Below are 15479 nucleotides of genomic sequence, written 5' to 3'. Positions count from 1 at the left end.
TTTCTGTATATCTAATCGATATATTAAATTTACCCTGGTGGTAGCCAATATTTAGCTATTTATTAGCCTATGATTTTTGCTCAACCATATGCTCTGTAGCTTCATTTGGTTCATATTTAGCAATACCAATACCGGTGGCCGCCCACAGCAGGGCAAAGATGATGCCGCTGTAGCAGAGGATTGCCCATGGCAAATAATCAAGCGTCGCCACGCCCAGCATCATGGCGCAATAAACGCCTGAGGCAGACCAGGGGATAATCGGTTCGACAACGGTTCCCGCATCTTCGGTAGTACGCGAGAGGTTCTTTGTCGCAAGCCCTCGTTTTTTATATTCTTCTTTAAAGGCATCGCCGCACAGCAGCAGTGGCAAGGTTCCATTTGCCGTACAGGCACAGATGGTGAACGTCGTCACAATCGTGGTGGCCACCAGGCGGAATGTGGATTTAACGCCTTTCGTGAGCGCGTTTATGACGGTGTGCAAAGAGCCTGTCGCACTCATTGCGCCGGCAAAGCTGAAGGCGCTGAAGACGGTGACGAAGCTGCTAAACATTGAAATGGCGCCGCCTCGTTCCAGTAAGCGCGAAACATCTGATGACAGTGTTGGCAGGTTATCTCCGGTGAGCATCGCGAGCTTAAAACCGCTAACCACGGATTCGCCAACCGATGATGCGGTAAATTGCTGAAAGGCTAATGCCAGAATCATCGAGACTATTGTGGATAAAAAGAGCATCGGGATTGGCGGTCTTTTTGACAGTGAGCCATACAAAACGATGATCGGTGGCAACAGTAGAAGAATGTTAAAGTGATAAATCTGGCCGATAGCGTTCATCAAGTTGGTGATATTGGCAGGCGCGCTGGATGAGGCATCAATGCCCATGCCCATATAGCTGTATACGACGCAGCAAATAATAAATCCCGGGCCGGTGGTCCACAGCAGATGGCCGATATGCGAGTACAGGTTTACACCGGCAGCCAGCGCCGCCATGTTGGTTGAGTCAGAAACCGGAGAAAGCTTATCACCAAACCAGCAGCCGGAGACAATAGCGCCAGCAGCAATGGGCAGCGAAACATTCAGACCAATCGCTACGCCAATCATGGCAATCCCGACGGTTCCGATGGACCCCCAGGAGGTGCCGGTACAGACTGAGATCAACGCTCCCAGCATAAATGCTGAAATATAGAAATACTGCGGGTTAATCCACTTCAGACCATAATAAATCATCATTGGAATAGTGCCTGACACCATCCATGCGCCAATTAAGAAACCGATACTGGCGACGATTAATATGACAGGAAGCGCTTCAGATATTTTATTGCAAATAGATTGTAGAATGTCATCCCACGTGTAGCCGTGAGCGATGGCGATAAACGAGGCGGTTGCGGTTCCCACGAGGATCATGGGTTCAGCTCGAATATTGAAGATAAAATATCCGATGCTAATGCCACCCAGCATGACTATCATGGGTAAAACTGACCAAAAGAAAGACAATGGCTTTCTATTGTTGGCGGTGCAGCTATTTAATTCCATAATTCCATCCCAATCGTTAATGGTTGAACACGTCAAATAAATACCTGCTACAGGTCACCCATAACTGAGTAACATAGTTGCCAGAGTTCATGTCTGAACCCTATTTTATTAACTGCTGCAGATTATCTATTTTGACCTGCTATTCTGATGCTTATATTTTGGTTGTAAGGTAAGAGTGAGTTTGACGAATAAATTACCCCTCGGCATAAGGTGAATGATTTCGGCGCTGTTGGCTCAGTTTGCGATACTGCTGCGGCGGCATGCCGACGTATTTATGAAATGAGCTATAAAAACGGCTGCTGGATCGGAAACCTGCAATTGTAGCGATATCCAGAATTGTTTTATCCGTATCGCTGAGCAAAGCCCGCACATGGTTGATGCGCATTGCGGTAATATACTGTTTCATGGTTAGTTGCATCACGCGATGAAAAATGCCCATCGCATAATTTGGGTTGAGCTTAACGTGTTCGGCAATTGCATCGACCGTAAGCTGTTTGTCGCAGTTTGCGGCAATAAACTCCAGCATCTGGCTGACGTAAAACTGTGAATGCCGTGAAATACTGTTTTTCTGGGTGCGCGATGTTTTGTTACCCAGCACTGGCCGCCAGCCAGCGAGGCTAAATCGCTTGAGCATCAGGGCAATCTCATCAATGGCTAATTGACGAATTTGCTCATTGTCGCTGTTGAGTTCACTCTGCCAACGCTGCACTTCAAAAGCGCTCAACTGCTGCGAGGCAAGCGACGTAATCACCATCCCATGCGTCACGTGGTTGATCAGTTCCCTGTCCAGCGGCCAGGACAAAAACAGATGCATCGGTAAGTTGAAGATGGCCATCTGTTTACAGTGCCCGGCATCCGTCAGCTGATGGGGTGTGCAGGCCCAGAACAGCGTGATAAAGCCCTGTTTGCTTTTCACTACTTCGTCATTGAAAAGGTACTCCACATCGCCATCAAACGGCACATTCACTTCAACCTGACCGTGCCAGTGGCTGTAGGTCATGGCCAGCGGAGCCCGCAGCTCGACGTCCATCCGCTGATACTCTGAGTAGAGCGCCAGCGGACTTCGCGACTTTTTTTCATAGCTGCGACACATATGTGGGTCGAGCGGCAGCTGCGGGGTACTTTTTGCCATTATGGGTGGGTTCCTGAATAGTGAATCTGACCATGGGTAGCGCCAAAGCATGAACATAGCTTAACCGAAAAAAAACGCCGTTTTCTCTCCATTTTCGCGAAGTTATTCCCAAAAACTCAGATCCTGTGCCTGTCGCTTGCCGATCTGAGTTAACGGGAATGGTGGTTTTTAATTTAAAAAACGGTCAATCAAAGCTGCTCACTTTGCAAAGCGACAGCGTTTTTCTGCCAATAAATCGGATTCATAGCGATAGCCAATATTCACGCAATACCATACATTTTGTATGTATCCATATCTTAAGGAATCATCATGTCCAGTCTCCGTACTTTAGCAACGGCTTTAGTTGCCGTTGCCGCGATGTCGATGTGCGCTATCCCCGTTTCGGCTAACCCCGGCAATGGCAACGGAAATGGTAATAGCGGCAACCATGGTAATAGTGGGAATAAGGGTAATAGCAGTCATAGCCAGAAAGGAAACCCAGGCCCAAAAAACAACTCGCAATCGGAACAGCGTAAAAATTATGGCAAGCCGGACCATGTTGATAGTGATATTAGCTATAACGTGGCCAGGCAGTACGCCGTCAGATATGGTTTGACGGGATATAAGTCACTGCCTCCGGGCATCGCCAAAAATCTGGCGCGAGGAAAACCACTTCCTCCGGGGATCGCTAAGAAAAGTGTCCCATCCTCGATGCTGAATCAACTGCCGTATTACCCAGGTTATGAATGGCAGGTTGTTGGCGACAATCTGGTGTTGATTGCACTGAGCACGGCAATTGTCACCGCGGTTATCAATGGTGTGTTTGATTAAGTATCCCTGTACTCAACCACCAAAAGCCCGCGCTACGCGGGCTTAATTGTTAAAAAAATGGGGCTCACAAACCATACAGTTTTATTTTTCGATAGAGCGTGGCAATACTGACTCCCAGTTCTGATGCAGCCTGTTTTTTGCCCTCCACGCTTGAACCAAATCGCTGAATGGCATTTTCGATAGCGTCCCTTTCCGCTTGTTTTCCTTGGTTCGCCAGCTGTCGGGGTTGTGCGGTCATCGTGGTTTTCCTGCTGTCCCCCGAGGAGAGTAAATAAGGAGGCAGATGGCTGGCGTTGATCCCGGCGGCTTCTCCGCGCATCACAAAAATGTATTCGATGACGTTGCGTAATTCACGAATGTTCCCCGGCCAGTGCCAGGCATAAAGGCGATTAATAACGTCATCGGGCAGTTTTTGCGGTGCACGTTGGTAACTGACCGAAAACTCATCGGCAAAGTATTGTGCGAGGACGGCGATATCAGCCCTGCGTTCACGCAGGGAAGGAAGCACCAGAGGGACGACATTCAGGCGATAGAAAAGGTCTTCGCGAAACTGATTATTCTCCACCATCGCGCTAATATTTTTGTTGGTCGCGGCAATAATGCGCACATCAATATTAATGATGTTATTAGAACCCACGCGGGTGATCGCTTTTTCCTGCAACACCCTGAGCAGCTTGGCCTGCAGGTGCAGCGGCATATCGCCGATCTCATCCAGAAACAAGCTGCCGCCGTTGGCCAGTTCAAATTTCCCCATTCGTCCTTTGGGATCTGCACCGCTAAATGCACCGCGTACATAGCCAAACAGTTCGCTTTCCAGTAGTTGCTCAGGGATTGCCGCGCAGTTGATTGTCACGAAAGGGGCGGCTTTACGGGGGCTGTTTTGGTGAATGGCAAATGCCACGACCTCTTTACCCGAGCCGCTTTCCCCGGTGATGAGCACGCTGGCGTAGCTGTTGGCAATTTTGCTAATGGTGCTTCTGAGCTGCTCCATTGAGGAAGAGTGACCAATCAGCCGCACCTGCGTGTCAGACTCGTAAGGGGATGGAGTAAGGTTACTCAGGTAGTCGTGCGCATCACGAAAGATGACCATCGTTAAGCGATCGTTATCCAGCGAGGAGAGCGAAATTTGTTTGCACAGTACATGGTGTTTCTGGCCTTCAAGCGTCAGCCATGCTTCTTCATCGCCATACAAACTGTCCCCGGTTGTTTCAATGGTCAGCGGTAATCCCTGAACTTCGCGGTTGAGAATGCGATCGGCTGAATGATTGGCATGCCAGATAAGACCATTGCCATCAATTGCTACAACGCCGCGGTCCATGGCATCGATCAGACGCCGAAATGCGCCGAGGGTTTCCTGCGCGCGTAAACGCTCCAGACATTCAAAGACCTTACTGGAGATCATCACCGCGATTTGCTCAATAAAAGTGACAAATTTATCAATCTGGCTCAATAACGCGTCACGCTGCGCCTGGGTTGAGCAAATAATTCCGATCACGCCAATCACACGATTGTTGAGAAAAATTGGTGCGTTCAAATCCAGCATTTCAGAACAGTAGTGGTGTTTTTCACATAACTGACACAGCGGATGTTCGCCGGGGTTTTTGATAAGAACCGTTTCTCGGACCTGCAAAACGTGGTGGTAGATGTAGCCATTTTTTGCCACGTTTTCATTGAGCATATGTCGGTATTTACCGGTGCCAGCGATGCGCATTAAGGATTCATCGATGATTTCAACATCCGTTCCGGTTATGCCAGAAATAGCGTCGGCATAATTGCAGATATCATCCTGGATATTGCTGAGTACTGAAATCATGGTACTTCTCCGGCAGCGAGTGGCGTTTCTCAAGGGAGATGATAAATATGCGAAGCAATGCAAAAATGATTTGCGAAAAATCAATCTACTGCTCTGTTTTTGGATGTTTTTTTTATTTTATCTTCCGCGATCACACTATTTATCAATTGTGAGAATTTATCAAACGAGGCGATAAACTAACGCTGTGGTATTTTTCAGTGCCCATCTCGTTTTCTTTTTAATTATTTGAAAATAAAGACTTTATTAAAATATTTATAAGGTTTTACTCGATTAATAAAAAACTGGTAAGCATTTTGCTCTATTGGCAATACCGATAGCGTAACTATCTCTGTATACGTCTATTACAGGGAGTGAAATACCAGAACAATGAGGTTTTATGATGCAGGAAAACTTATCATTTTTTATCAACCAGACGCCGTTTACCGAACATCCAAACGCGCCGCTGGCACCGTTTAGTCGCCAGGAACTGGTAAAAGCGTTGAATTTTCATCGGTCTATTCCGGGTTATGCGCCGACGCCGTTATATACGCTGCCGGCTCTTGCAAAAAAGCTGGGTGTTAAAAATATCTATCTCAAGGATGAGTCTCAGCGTTTTGGCCTGAAAGCCTTCAAAGCGTTGGGCGGCTCCTATGCGATGGCGTGCCATATCGCGGAATTAATCGGCAAGGATATCAGTGAACTGCCGTTTGACGTGATGACCAGCGAAGAGGTACGCCGCGATCTCCAAACCGTCACGTTTGCCACCACCACCGATGGCAACCACGGTCGCGGTGTGGCGTGGATGGCGCGCCAACTGAAGCAAAACGCCGTGGTTTATATGCCGAAGGGCTCTTCGCAGCAGCGTTTGGCCTCCATCCGTAATGAAGGCGCTACCGCTGAAATCGTCGATATGAACTATGACGATGCGGTTCGCATGACCGCGGAACAGGCACAAAAGCATGGCTGGATTGTGGTGCAGGATACCGCCTGGGAAGGGTATGAAAAAATCCCGCAGTGGATTATGCAGGGCTACGGCACGCTGATGCTGGAGGCGATAGACCAGCTGCATCAGGTTGCGCCGACGCATATTTTTGTTCAGGCAGGCGTTGGCTCGTTTGCCGGAATGGTGCAGGGAATGGTGGCGGCAGCCTGGGGTGAACACCGCCCGAAAGTGATCGTCGCTGAAGCGTTAATTGCCGATTGTCTTTACCGCTCTGCCCGCTCTAAAGAGGGGGATGCAATTGCGGTGGGCGGCGATTTGCAAACCGTGATGGCTGGTCTCGCCTGCGGTGAGGCGAACAGCATCGGCTGGAAACTGCTACGTGATTATGCCAACGCATTTGCCTCCTGCCCTGATGAAGTCGCAGCGCTGGGCATGCGCATGCTGGGTAATCCGTTGGCGGGCGATCCGCAGATCGTATCTGGTGAGTCCGGCGCGGTCACTTCCGGTCTGCTGGCGCTGCTGATGACCTCACCTGAACTGGCGCAAACGCGTGAACAACTGGGGCTGGATGAGCATTCCCGCGTGCTGTTGGTCAGTACCGAAGGCGACACCGACCCGCAACAATATCTGGATATTGTCTGGGGCGGTCAGTACCCGGGCATCAAATAACACATTTCCTGATTGAGAGAAATAACGGAGAAACCCATGTTATCTGCAAAACGTATTGATGAAGTCATTAAAAACTGTCAGGCGCTGATCCAACAAAAAAGTTATTCCGGTCAGGAAGGGGAAGTGGTTAATGCCATAAAAAAAATGATGCAGCATTACCAGTTCGATGACATCCACGTTGATAAGTACGGCAACATTGTGGGCGGCATTGTCGGCAATCAGCCGGGGAAAACGCTGGTTCTCGATGGACATATCGATACCGTGCCGGTCAACGAAGGGAAGTGGAGCCGCAACCCGTACGGCGGCGATATCGACGATGGCAAAATTTATGGTCGCGGTACAACCGATATGAAAGGTGCCGTGGCGGCGATGATTTCCGCCGTGGGTTTTTTCGGCCAGGACAATCAGCGTAATTTTGCCGGCAAAATCTACGTTGCCTGCATCGTGCATGAGGAGTGCTTTGAAGGTATTGCTGCCCGGCTGGTCAGCGAGCGCTATAAGCCGGACTACGTGATCATCGGTGAAGCTTCCGAGTTAAACCTGAAAATTGGTCAGCGTGGCCGCGCTGAAATTGTGGTCGAAACGTTTGGTAAACCCGCGCACTCCGCCAACCCGCAGGCAGGCATTAACGCGGTGTACAAAATGGCGCAATTGATCGACAAAATTCGCACAATCACTCCGCCAACGCACCCGGTACTGGGGCCTGGCATTCTGGAGCTTACCGACATTAAATCTTCGCCATACCCGGGAGCCTCGGTAGTGCCGGATTATTGTCGCGCAACCTACGATCGTCGTTTGCTGGTGGGTGAAACCAAAGAAAGTGTTATTGCCCCACTGGAAAATGCGCTTGCGGAACTTACCGCACAGGATCCGCAGTTTAAGGCCCGTGTCTCCTACGCGGTAGGTCAGGAGTCTTGCTATACCGGTGCCACGATTGAGGGCGAGCGCTTCTTCCCGGGCTGGGTGTATGACGAGTCTGACGAATTCGTGCAGGCCGCTCTGGCTGGCGTTCGCGAGGCCGGGTTTAATCCAACCATCACACAGTACTCATTTTGCACCAACGGCAGCCACTATGCGGGCGAAGCGGGAATTAAAACTATCGGCTTCGGACCTTCACGTGAAAACCTGGCCCACACCATCGATGAATATATCGAGATTGATCAGTTAACCGGCTCGGCCAGCGGCTATTACAGCATCATTCAGACACTCTATCGCCAATAAAAAGAAAGATAACAACCTCTTACCTTACAAGTGGTGTCGTGAAGCGACACCGCTATGGAGAATAACGATGAAAACCATTTTCAAAAACGGAAATGTAATCGATGGGACGGGCAGCAAAGGCAGAATTGCCGATGTGATGGTTGACGAAGGACGCATTGTCGCAATCGGACAAATTGACGTTGGCGTTAATGAGCAGGTTATTGACGCAACGGGAAAAATTATTTGTCCTGGTTTTATTGATACCCATACGCACTCTGACCTGTCGGCCATTATTAACCCCGCGCTGTCGGCAAAAATTCGTCAGGGTATTACCACCGAGCTGTTAGGGCAGGATGGTATCGCCCTGGCGCCGTTGCCTGAAGAATATATTCCGGCCTGGCGTAAAAATATCGCCGGACTGGATGGCGATACCGACAAAATAGACTGGAAATATAAAAACACAGACGGCTACCTCAATCTGCTGGCATCGCGTCATCCGGCGACAAACCTCGCGTATTTAGTTCCGCATGGCAACGTACGCATGGAAGCCATGGGCCTGGATGGGCGCCCCTCTACTCGTGAGGATGTGGCGAAGATGTGCGAAATCCTTGAGCGGGAGTTACAAGCGGGGGCGTTTGGTCTTTCCACTGGGCTCATCTACATGCCTTGCGCCTTTGGCGATACCGCCGAAATGATTGAACTGTGCAAAGTGACGGCGAAATATGACGGGATCTTTGTAGTGCATCAGCGCAGTGAAGCAGACGATATTATCAACTCAACGCAGGAACTGATTGATATCGCCACCGCCACCGGTGTCTGGTTGCATATTTCACATATGAAGGTTTGCGGTAAGAAAAACTGGGGGCTGATTGACCAGATGCTGGGCATGTTGGAACAGGCGCAGGAAGAGGGGATTCGTATCTCTTTCGACCAGTATCCGTATGTGGCGGGCAGCACGATGCTCGGCGTGATCCTGCCGCCGTGGGTCCACTCCGGTGGCACTGACAAATTACTTGAGCGGCTGGCCTCGCCTGAACTGCGGGCCAAAATGATCGACGATATTCAGCAGGGCATTCCTGGCTGGGATAACTTTATCGATTTTGCCGGGCTGGACCAGATTTTTGTCACCAGCGTGAAAACGACAAAAAACCAGGATGCCGTCGGTCTGAACCTCGTTCAGTTGGGCGAGCTACGCGGAAAAGATCCGTACAACGCCACCTTCGATCTGCTGTTTGAAGAAGAAAACGCCGTTGGGATGGTCGACTTTTACGGTACTGAAGAGCATGTGATTAAGTTCCTTTGCCGTCCTGAGCAAAACGTCTGTACCGACGGTTTAATGGGGGCTGGCAAACCGCACCCGCGCGTGTTTGGCGCATTCCCTCGTGTGCTCGGTAAATATGTGCGTGAAGAGGGATGTCTGAGCTGGGAAGCGGCAATCCGTAAGATGACTGGCAAACCCGCTGAGGTATTAGGCCTGCAGGATCGTGGGCTGCTGAAAGTGGGTTATGCGGCGGATATTGTGATGTTCGATCCGAACACCATTGCCGATAAGGGCACTTTTGTTGAACCCAATCAATATCCGGAAGGGATTGAAATTGTCATGGTTAATGGGCGCATTGCCTTAATCAATGGCACTGAAAGTTATGCCTGTAGCGGTACGGTTATTAGAAAACAATATTAATAAATAACGCTAAACACGCATTGATTTATCGCGACCATTTATGGCCGCGGTAGATCACTACACCCTAAGGACATCACAATGAACCTACAAACGTCTTTACCTTCAGGTAAACCAAAGACCTGGAAAGCAAGGTATACCGTCCTGACATTGATCTGGCTGGCGTGGCTGCTCTCTTTTCTCGACAGAATGGTGATGAGCGTTTCTCTCCCTTATATCGGCAAAGATTTAAATCTGGATACAACCCAACAAGGGTTAATTATTAGCGCCTTTTTTATTGGTTATGCCGCATTTCAAATTCCCGGCGGTTTACTGGCGGATAAGTTTGGTTCGCGCAAAATCATGGCCATCGGTATTGCCTGGTGGTCTGTTTTCACCAGCTTAACCGGCGCCGTGTTGACGCTGCCGCTAATGCTTGCCGTTCGCTTCTTCTTTGGTGTTGGTGAAGGTTGTTTCCCGTCGGCTTCCTGGAAGATGATATCAACCTATTTCCCGTCGAAAGAACGTGGCCGCGCCACGGCGATTCAGTCAACGGTAAACACCTTAGGCCCGGCGCTGGCGGTAGTGGTAGCCGCAAGCATAATCGGGGCCTTTGGCTGGCACATGGTCTTTATCGTGCTAGGTATTCCGGGTCTGTTTATCGCGGCGGGGATCTACTTATTTACCCGTGACAATCCGAAAGATCACCCCGCAATTACGCAGCAGGATCTGGCGGAACTGGCTGCTGACGAGCAGGGAAGCCTGCAAAACACCAGCGGTATCGCGTTTAAAGACGTCCTCAAAATGCCGGTGCTCTGGCAAATGGCAAGTATCTGGTTTTTGTTTGATATCACCTTCTGGGGCTTTTCAACCTGGCTGCCAAGCTACCTGATCACCGTTCGTGAGTTTTCTCTGGCAAAAACCGGCGTCATGGCGGCCATTCCCTTCCTGTTTGGCGCAGGCGGAACGTTGTTAGGCGGCTATTGCTCAGATAAATTTAAACCCCAGCGTAAAACGTTGTATGTCGTGACCTCCGTTATTGCCGCGGGTTTCCTGTATCTGACCTTCAGCGTGAGCAGTGCAGATATGGCGGTGGTTTATCAGTGTATTTCAGCCCTGTTCATGTTCTTCGCCATGGCGACATTCTGGGGCATTCTGATGGACACCATTCCCAGCAACATCATGGGGCGGGCATCCGGGATCGTTAACTTTGGCGGTCAGATGGCGGGAGTCGTTTCTGCACCTATCATCGGCTGGCTGATTCAAAGCAGTGGTGGAAGTTATAACAGCGCCTTTATCTTTATGATTGCCGCGCTGTTGTGTTCTGCCGTCGTTACGCTGACCGTGAAAAGCTCCCATGCTATTGGGGCGTTGCCCAGTAAAGCCTGATTCATGACTGACTCCTGTGGCTCTGTTGTTTCCTGAGCCACAGGGCGTTTTACTATCAAATCAGCAGGTTTATTATCTTTTTCTCCAGATTTGACCTGGTATAAAAATGATTCTTAGATAGCTATTCTGCATATACACCTTTGCCGTTGTGATGAAAACTCCCCCTGGTTATATGACCCCGGCCATTAAGAATGAATCATAATAAATGAGAGATTTATCCTACGCGTGTAGGAATATTCCTTTTGGTTGTGTTAATGGTTTGATATTTAGATAGGCTCAAGGTTTAAAATTTGTAAAATACAGTGTTGCATTTATGCCTTATTCTTCGTTTTTATAAAAAACTAATAAATATACGTGTGAATGTGTTAGGATTTACCTGATAACGCCTTATTTTTATAAATTATAATGCTTAAGGCTCACCTGCTCGATAGCCATCGCCTCTCTTTATTTATCGGGATTCTTATACGCAATGAACGCGATAATCGTTGATGATCACCCATTAGCTCGCATAGCCATCCGCAACTTACTCGATACTAATGGTATTACCGTAACCACCGAGCTCGACAGCGGAGAGCATGTGGTCCAAACCGTTGAAAAAACTAAGCCGGAGCTACTGATTATTGATGTGGATATTCCGGGCATCAGCGGCATCGAAGTGCTGGAGCAACTGCGAAAGCGGCACTATGCTGGTGTAATCATTATCATTTCAGCCAAAAATGAATTTTTTTACGGCAAACGTAGCGCCGAATATGGTGCCAATGGATTTGTGAGTAAAAAAGAGGGTATGAATAATATTCTTGCCGCAATCGAAGCTGCAAAAAATGGGTATAGCTATTTTCCCTTTTCCCTTGAGCATTTTACTGGCTCATCTGTCAGCGAACAGGATAAGCTTGATACGTTGTCGACCCAGGAAATGAGAGTGTTGCGTTATATTCTTAACGGTATGGATTACAGCACTATTGCCAGCAAAATGAACATCAGTAATAAAACGGTAAGCACCTATAAAAGCCGTTTGATGGAGAAGTTAGATTGCTCGTCATTAATGGAAATTTATGATTATGCGCAAAGAAATAAAATAGGATAGAGTAATGCTGGAACGCTTGTTTATTTTTTTGATGGTCATATTTACCATCGGGTTTTCTACGGGTGTAAGCTCAGCCCGGCAAGTTGAGCTAAAAAGTAACTATAATACCTCAGTACAACATATCGGCCTGAACAGGGAAGAAACAAACTGGTTAGCGCATAAAAAAACCTTGGTTGTTGGCACCTGGTTACCGGAAGTCTCCCCCATTGTTTATCAAAATAGCGGTGAATATTATCGGGGCGTCAACGCGGATTATCTTGCGCTAATGCAAAAGAATCTCAATATAAAAATTGTTATAAAGCAGTATGATAATGAGCAAGAAGCGCTGACCGCACTTGCCAGTAACGATGTAGATACATTGATAACTCAGCTGTCCCGGCGACAAGATGTCGGCGGCCATTTATTGCGCACTTCGGCATTACTGACGACGTGGCCGACGCTTGTGACCTCGCTAAAAAACACCATGCTGCCGCTGACCTCGGAGCATCCGGTTAGCGTCGCGTGTGTGCGAGATTGTCCTTTTCTTGATGTTATCCAGGATGCTTTTCCTGAAGCTAAAGTCTCATTTTTCGACGACGAGTATCAGGCCATGGCATCGGTAGTGAATGGTGATAACCAATATTATATTGGGAACAATATCACCAGCAGTCATTGTGTCTCCCGATATTTTTCGCAATCACTGGTTATTACGCACTACTTTGATAAACAAGAGCAATATAATTATTTTGTGGTGAAGGACGACCAGCCGGTATTAAGAAATATTCTTGATGGTTTCATTACGTCAATCAGTAATGAAATTCATATGCAGGTCATGCAGAACTGGCTGAACCGCGGTAACCTTGCTTTTCTGAATGCGCCTATTCCTTTTACCGATCAGGAAAAAGCGTGGCTGAAGAAGAAACATACTATTCGCATTCTTATCAATCCAGATTATCCGCCTTACACGCTTGTCGATCGCAGCGATGAGTTACGTGGAATTCTTGGCGATTTGCTGAATATTATTCATCTGCAAACGGGGGTTGATTTTGAGCCGGTTTTGGCCAACACCAAAAGTGAACAGACCAAACAAATAAGCGGCGAACGATGGGATATGTATCCCACTATCACCCTGACAAATCAAAATCAGCACAATTCGACCTTTAGCGATCCGCTGATGAATGTGGCATTTGTGATTATCACTTCCCGTGATGAAACGGCCGATTCGTTACTGAATACACCGATCCGTATTGCGTTGCCCGCCGGGCATGTTTTGGAAAGTGACCTGAAACAACGCTACCCGCAGGCCACCTGGGTGGATGCTGATACTGGCAGCGTCGCGATGACTATGCTCAGGGATGGCAAGGTTGACGCGGCAATTGCTACCGAATTGTCGGCAAGGTTCATGGTCGATCATGACTACCAGAAAAACATGCACTTTTTTAGGCTACCAGATATGCCTGGTGCGTCGGTGAGCTTTGCGATTTCTCCCCACGAGCCCATGTTGAAGTCCGTAATGGATAAAGCGCTGCAGGCGATACCGCCGCGTGAGATTTTGCAGATGACGGAGAAGTGGTCGAAAATTTCTAATACGCGGGTCGATCTCTGGAGTCGGTATAGCAAACAGTTCTATCAACTGGTGGTGTTTGCGCTGTTGCTGATAGCAATTAGCCTGATCTGGGGGATCTCACTCTCCCGTGAGGTCAATAAAAGAAAACAATCGCAGCGGCAGCTGGAAGAGCAGCTTCATCTCAAAGAGGCATTATCTCAAGAACTGGAAACCGAAAAAAATAAAGCGATTGAAGCAACCAAGGCCAAAAGTCGCTTTCTTGCGAGCATGAGCCATGAATTACGTACCCCTGTCAGCTCGATTGTGGGCTTTCTGGAATTACTGTCGAGCTCAGACCTCAGCCCGGCACAGCGAAAAGAGGCGATTGCTCTTACCGCAGCGACAGCCCAGTCATTGCTTGGGCTGATCGGTAAGATTCTGGACGTTGATAAGATTGAGTCTGGTAAATATCAGGTTGTTCCTCAATGGACGGATCTCTCGCAGCTCATTGAATTACAGTGTCACTCTTTTGATGCCTTAGCCAGACAGAAAGGCGTTACGCTTGCTTGCGTAAGCCAGTTGCCGGCAAACGAGCGGGTGTTTGTCGATCAACAAGCTTTGCGGCAAATTCTCACCAACCTGGTGGGCAATGCGCTCAAGTTTACCGAGCAGGGTAGCATTCATGTGATGGCCCGTTTAACACCTGACGGGGAGAATCACGGTACCCTGACCATCGCCATTAGCGACACCGGTTGCGGGATTAGCGAAGAGGAGCAGGCCGGGCTGTTTCGTCGCTACGCTCAGGGGCGCTGTGGGCGTCAACAAACGGGGTCTGGTCTGGGATTATTTATCTGCAAAGAGCTGGTGACGCTGATGGGGGGTACGCTGGAGTTGATGAGCGTCCCGGCGCAAGGAACCACGTTTACCATAACGCTGCCGGTTGAGACTGCCCGCCAGTCAATTGTACCGGATAGCAACACGCCAGGTGCGCTGTTGCCGCTGCCGTGTCTGTCTATTTTGATAGCAGATGACAACCCGACCAATCGCCTGCTGCTTAAGCGACAGTTGAACGCCATTGGTTACAGCGTGGATGAAGCGTGTGATGGTGAGGAAGCCGAAGCCAAACTGGCTAAAAAATCATACGACCTGTTGATAACCGATGTGAATATGCCGAAGAAGGACGGGTTTGATCTTGCGGCTTCGTTACGTCGTCAGCAGCCTCATTTACAAATATGGGGACTGACGGCCAGCGCGCTCCCACAGTCACGTGACAGGTGTCTGCAAAACGGCATGAATTTGTGTCTGTTTAAGCCCGTGTCGATTCAGACACTGACGCATGAATTAAGCAAAATCGAAACCGGTTATTCGTCTCCATGTGCAATCCGGCATTTGAAATTCAATGTCTTGACGGAAAATACCGGCGGCGATCGCGCATTAATGAACGAGATACTCGAAACATTCCGCGAGGCAACGTTTAGCGATTTACAGGCGGCTGAGAAAGCCGTTGAGCAAGACGAACCCCAGCTGTTTTTGCGAGCCCTTCACCGGTTGCATGGTTCGGCGCAAATTCTGGGCATTACTGCTCTTCAGACGCTATGCGAACCTTTTGAATCGATGCGACATGACGATCTTCCTCTGGCAGTACGCCAGGAAGCATTACAGAAGATTGTTGCCGTCATGCGGGAAATTGAGATTGAGATTAACAGTCTGATTAGCCATTAACCCCCCTGATCGGGTTGCCGTAGCAACC

At 48.9% G+C, this 15479-nt stretch carries 10 protein-coding genes; 7 read left to right on the top strand and 3 right to left on the bottom strand.

Going from position 1 to position 15479, the window contains the following annotated elements:
• Positions 1-67: 67 nt before the first annotated feature.
• Together nhaC and melR are read right to left on the bottom strand one after the other, a co-directional pair.
• Positions 68-1528 (bottom strand): Na+/H+ antiporter NhaC, encoded by a 1461-nt coding sequence (gene nhaC, locus N0B36_RS12115; RefSeq protein WP_259688190.1) that lies wholly within the window; start codon positions 1526-1528, stop codon positions 68-70.
• Between the two features lie 193 nt (positions 1529-1721).
• Complete coding sequence (gene melR / locus N0B36_RS12110) at positions 1722-2660, bottom strand: transcriptional regulator MelR (RefSeq protein WP_016154104.1); 939 nt, start codon at positions 2658-2660, stop codon at positions 1722-1724.
• Between the two features lie 309 nt (positions 2661-2969).
• On the opposite strand from melR, the gene N0B36_RS12105 reads away from it, so the two are divergent.
• Positions 2970-3470: an anti-virulence regulator CigR family protein gene (locus N0B36_RS12105; protein WP_181627051.1), complete on the top strand. Its 501-nt coding sequence runs from the start codon at positions 2970-2972 to the stop codon at positions 3468-3470.
• A 64-nt stretch (positions 3471-3534) separates the two neighbouring features.
• Here N0B36_RS12105 and N0B36_RS12100 read toward each other — a convergent pair whose 3' ends face one another.
• Positions 3535-5283 (bottom strand): sigma-54-dependent Fis family transcriptional regulator, encoded by a 1749-nt coding sequence (locus tag N0B36_RS12100; RefSeq protein WP_047499506.1) that lies wholly within the window; start codon positions 5281-5283, stop codon positions 3535-3537.
• Between the two features lie 379 nt (positions 5284-5662).
• Between N0B36_RS12100 and dpaL the strand changes: the two genes are divergently transcribed.
• The 6 genes from dpaL (at position 5663) to N0B36_RS12070 (ending at position 15451) form a co-directional block, all read left to right on the top strand.
• Positions 5663-6874 (top strand): diaminopropionate ammonia-lyase, encoded by a 1212-nt coding sequence (gene dpaL, locus N0B36_RS12095; RefSeq protein WP_259688203.1) that lies wholly within the window; start codon positions 5663-5665, stop codon positions 6872-6874.
• Between the two features lie 36 nt (positions 6875-6910).
• Positions 6911-8095 (top strand): YgeY family selenium metabolism-linked hydrolase, encoded by a 1185-nt coding sequence (locus N0B36_RS12090; protein WP_259688189.1) that lies wholly within the window; start codon positions 6911-6913, stop codon positions 8093-8095.
• 67 nt (positions 8096-8162) lie between these two features.
• Entirely contained in the window at positions 8163-9755 is a 1593-nt protein-coding gene (locus N0B36_RS12085) for an amidohydrolase family protein (protein WP_259688188.1), read from the top strand.
• A gap of 78 nt (positions 9756-9833) precedes the next feature.
• Complete coding sequence (locus tag N0B36_RS12080; RefSeq protein WP_047358943.1) at positions 9834-11120, top strand: MFS transporter; 1287 nt, start codon at positions 9834-9836, stop codon at positions 11118-11120.
• 469 nt (positions 11121-11589) lie between these two features.
• Complete coding sequence (evgA, locus tag N0B36_RS12075) at positions 11590-12204, top strand: acid-sensing system DNA-binding response regulator EvgA (protein WP_016157256.1); 615 nt, start codon at positions 11590-11592, stop codon at positions 12202-12204.
• A 4-nt stretch (positions 12205-12208) separates the two neighbouring features.
• Positions 12209-15451, top strand: coding sequence for an ATP-binding protein (locus tag N0B36_RS12070; RefSeq protein WP_259688187.1), 3243 nt, complete (start codon positions 12209-12211; stop codon positions 15449-15451).
• Positions 15452-15479: the final 28 nt, after the last annotated feature.

Origin of the sequence: Citrobacter sp. XY323 (assembly GCF_025106035.1) — a bacterium.
In the GTDB taxonomy this organism is placed as follows: Bacteria; Pseudomonadota; Gammaproteobacteria; order Enterobacterales; family Enterobacteriaceae; genus Citrobacter; species Citrobacter braakii.
This window is presented reverse-complemented; position numbering and strand designations above follow the sequence as displayed.

Bases quoted from the DNA above. Each gene is read 5' to 3' on its own strand.
- N0B36_RS12090 (WP_259688189.1), top strand. From the start codon at position 6,911: ATGTTATCTGCAAAACGTATTGATGAAGTCATTAAAAACTGTCAGGCG.
- N0B36_RS12070 (WP_259688187.1), top strand. From the start codon at position 12,209: ATGCTGGAACGCTTGTTTATTTTTTTGATGGTCATATTTACCATCGGG.
- nhaC (WP_259688190.1), bottom strand. From the start codon at position 1,528: ATGGAATTAAATAGCTGCACCGCCAACAATAGAAAGCCATTGTCTTTC.
- N0B36_RS12105 (WP_181627051.1), top strand. From the start codon at position 2,970: ATGTCCAGTCTCCGTACTTTAGCAACGGCTTTAGTTGCCGTTGCCGCG.
- dpaL (WP_259688203.1), top strand. From the start codon at position 5,663: ATGCAGGAAAACTTATCATTTTTTATCAACCAGACGCCGTTTACCGAA.
- N0B36_RS12100 (WP_047499506.1), bottom strand. From the start codon at position 5,283: ATGATTTCAGTACTCAGCAATATCCAGGATGATATCTGCAATTATGCC.
- evgA (WP_016157256.1), top strand. From the start codon at position 11,590: ATGAACGCGATAATCGTTGATGATCACCCATTAGCTCGCATAGCCATC.
- N0B36_RS12080 (WP_047358943.1), top strand. From the start codon at position 9,834: ATGAACCTACAAACGTCTTTACCTTCAGGTAAACCAAAGACCTGGAAA.
- melR (WP_016154104.1), bottom strand. From the start codon at position 2,660: ATGGCAAAAAGTACCCCGCAGCTGCCGCTCGACCCACATATGTGTCGC.
- N0B36_RS12085 (WP_259688188.1), top strand. From the start codon at position 8,163: ATGAAAACCATTTTCAAAAACGGAAATGTAATCGATGGGACGGGCAGC.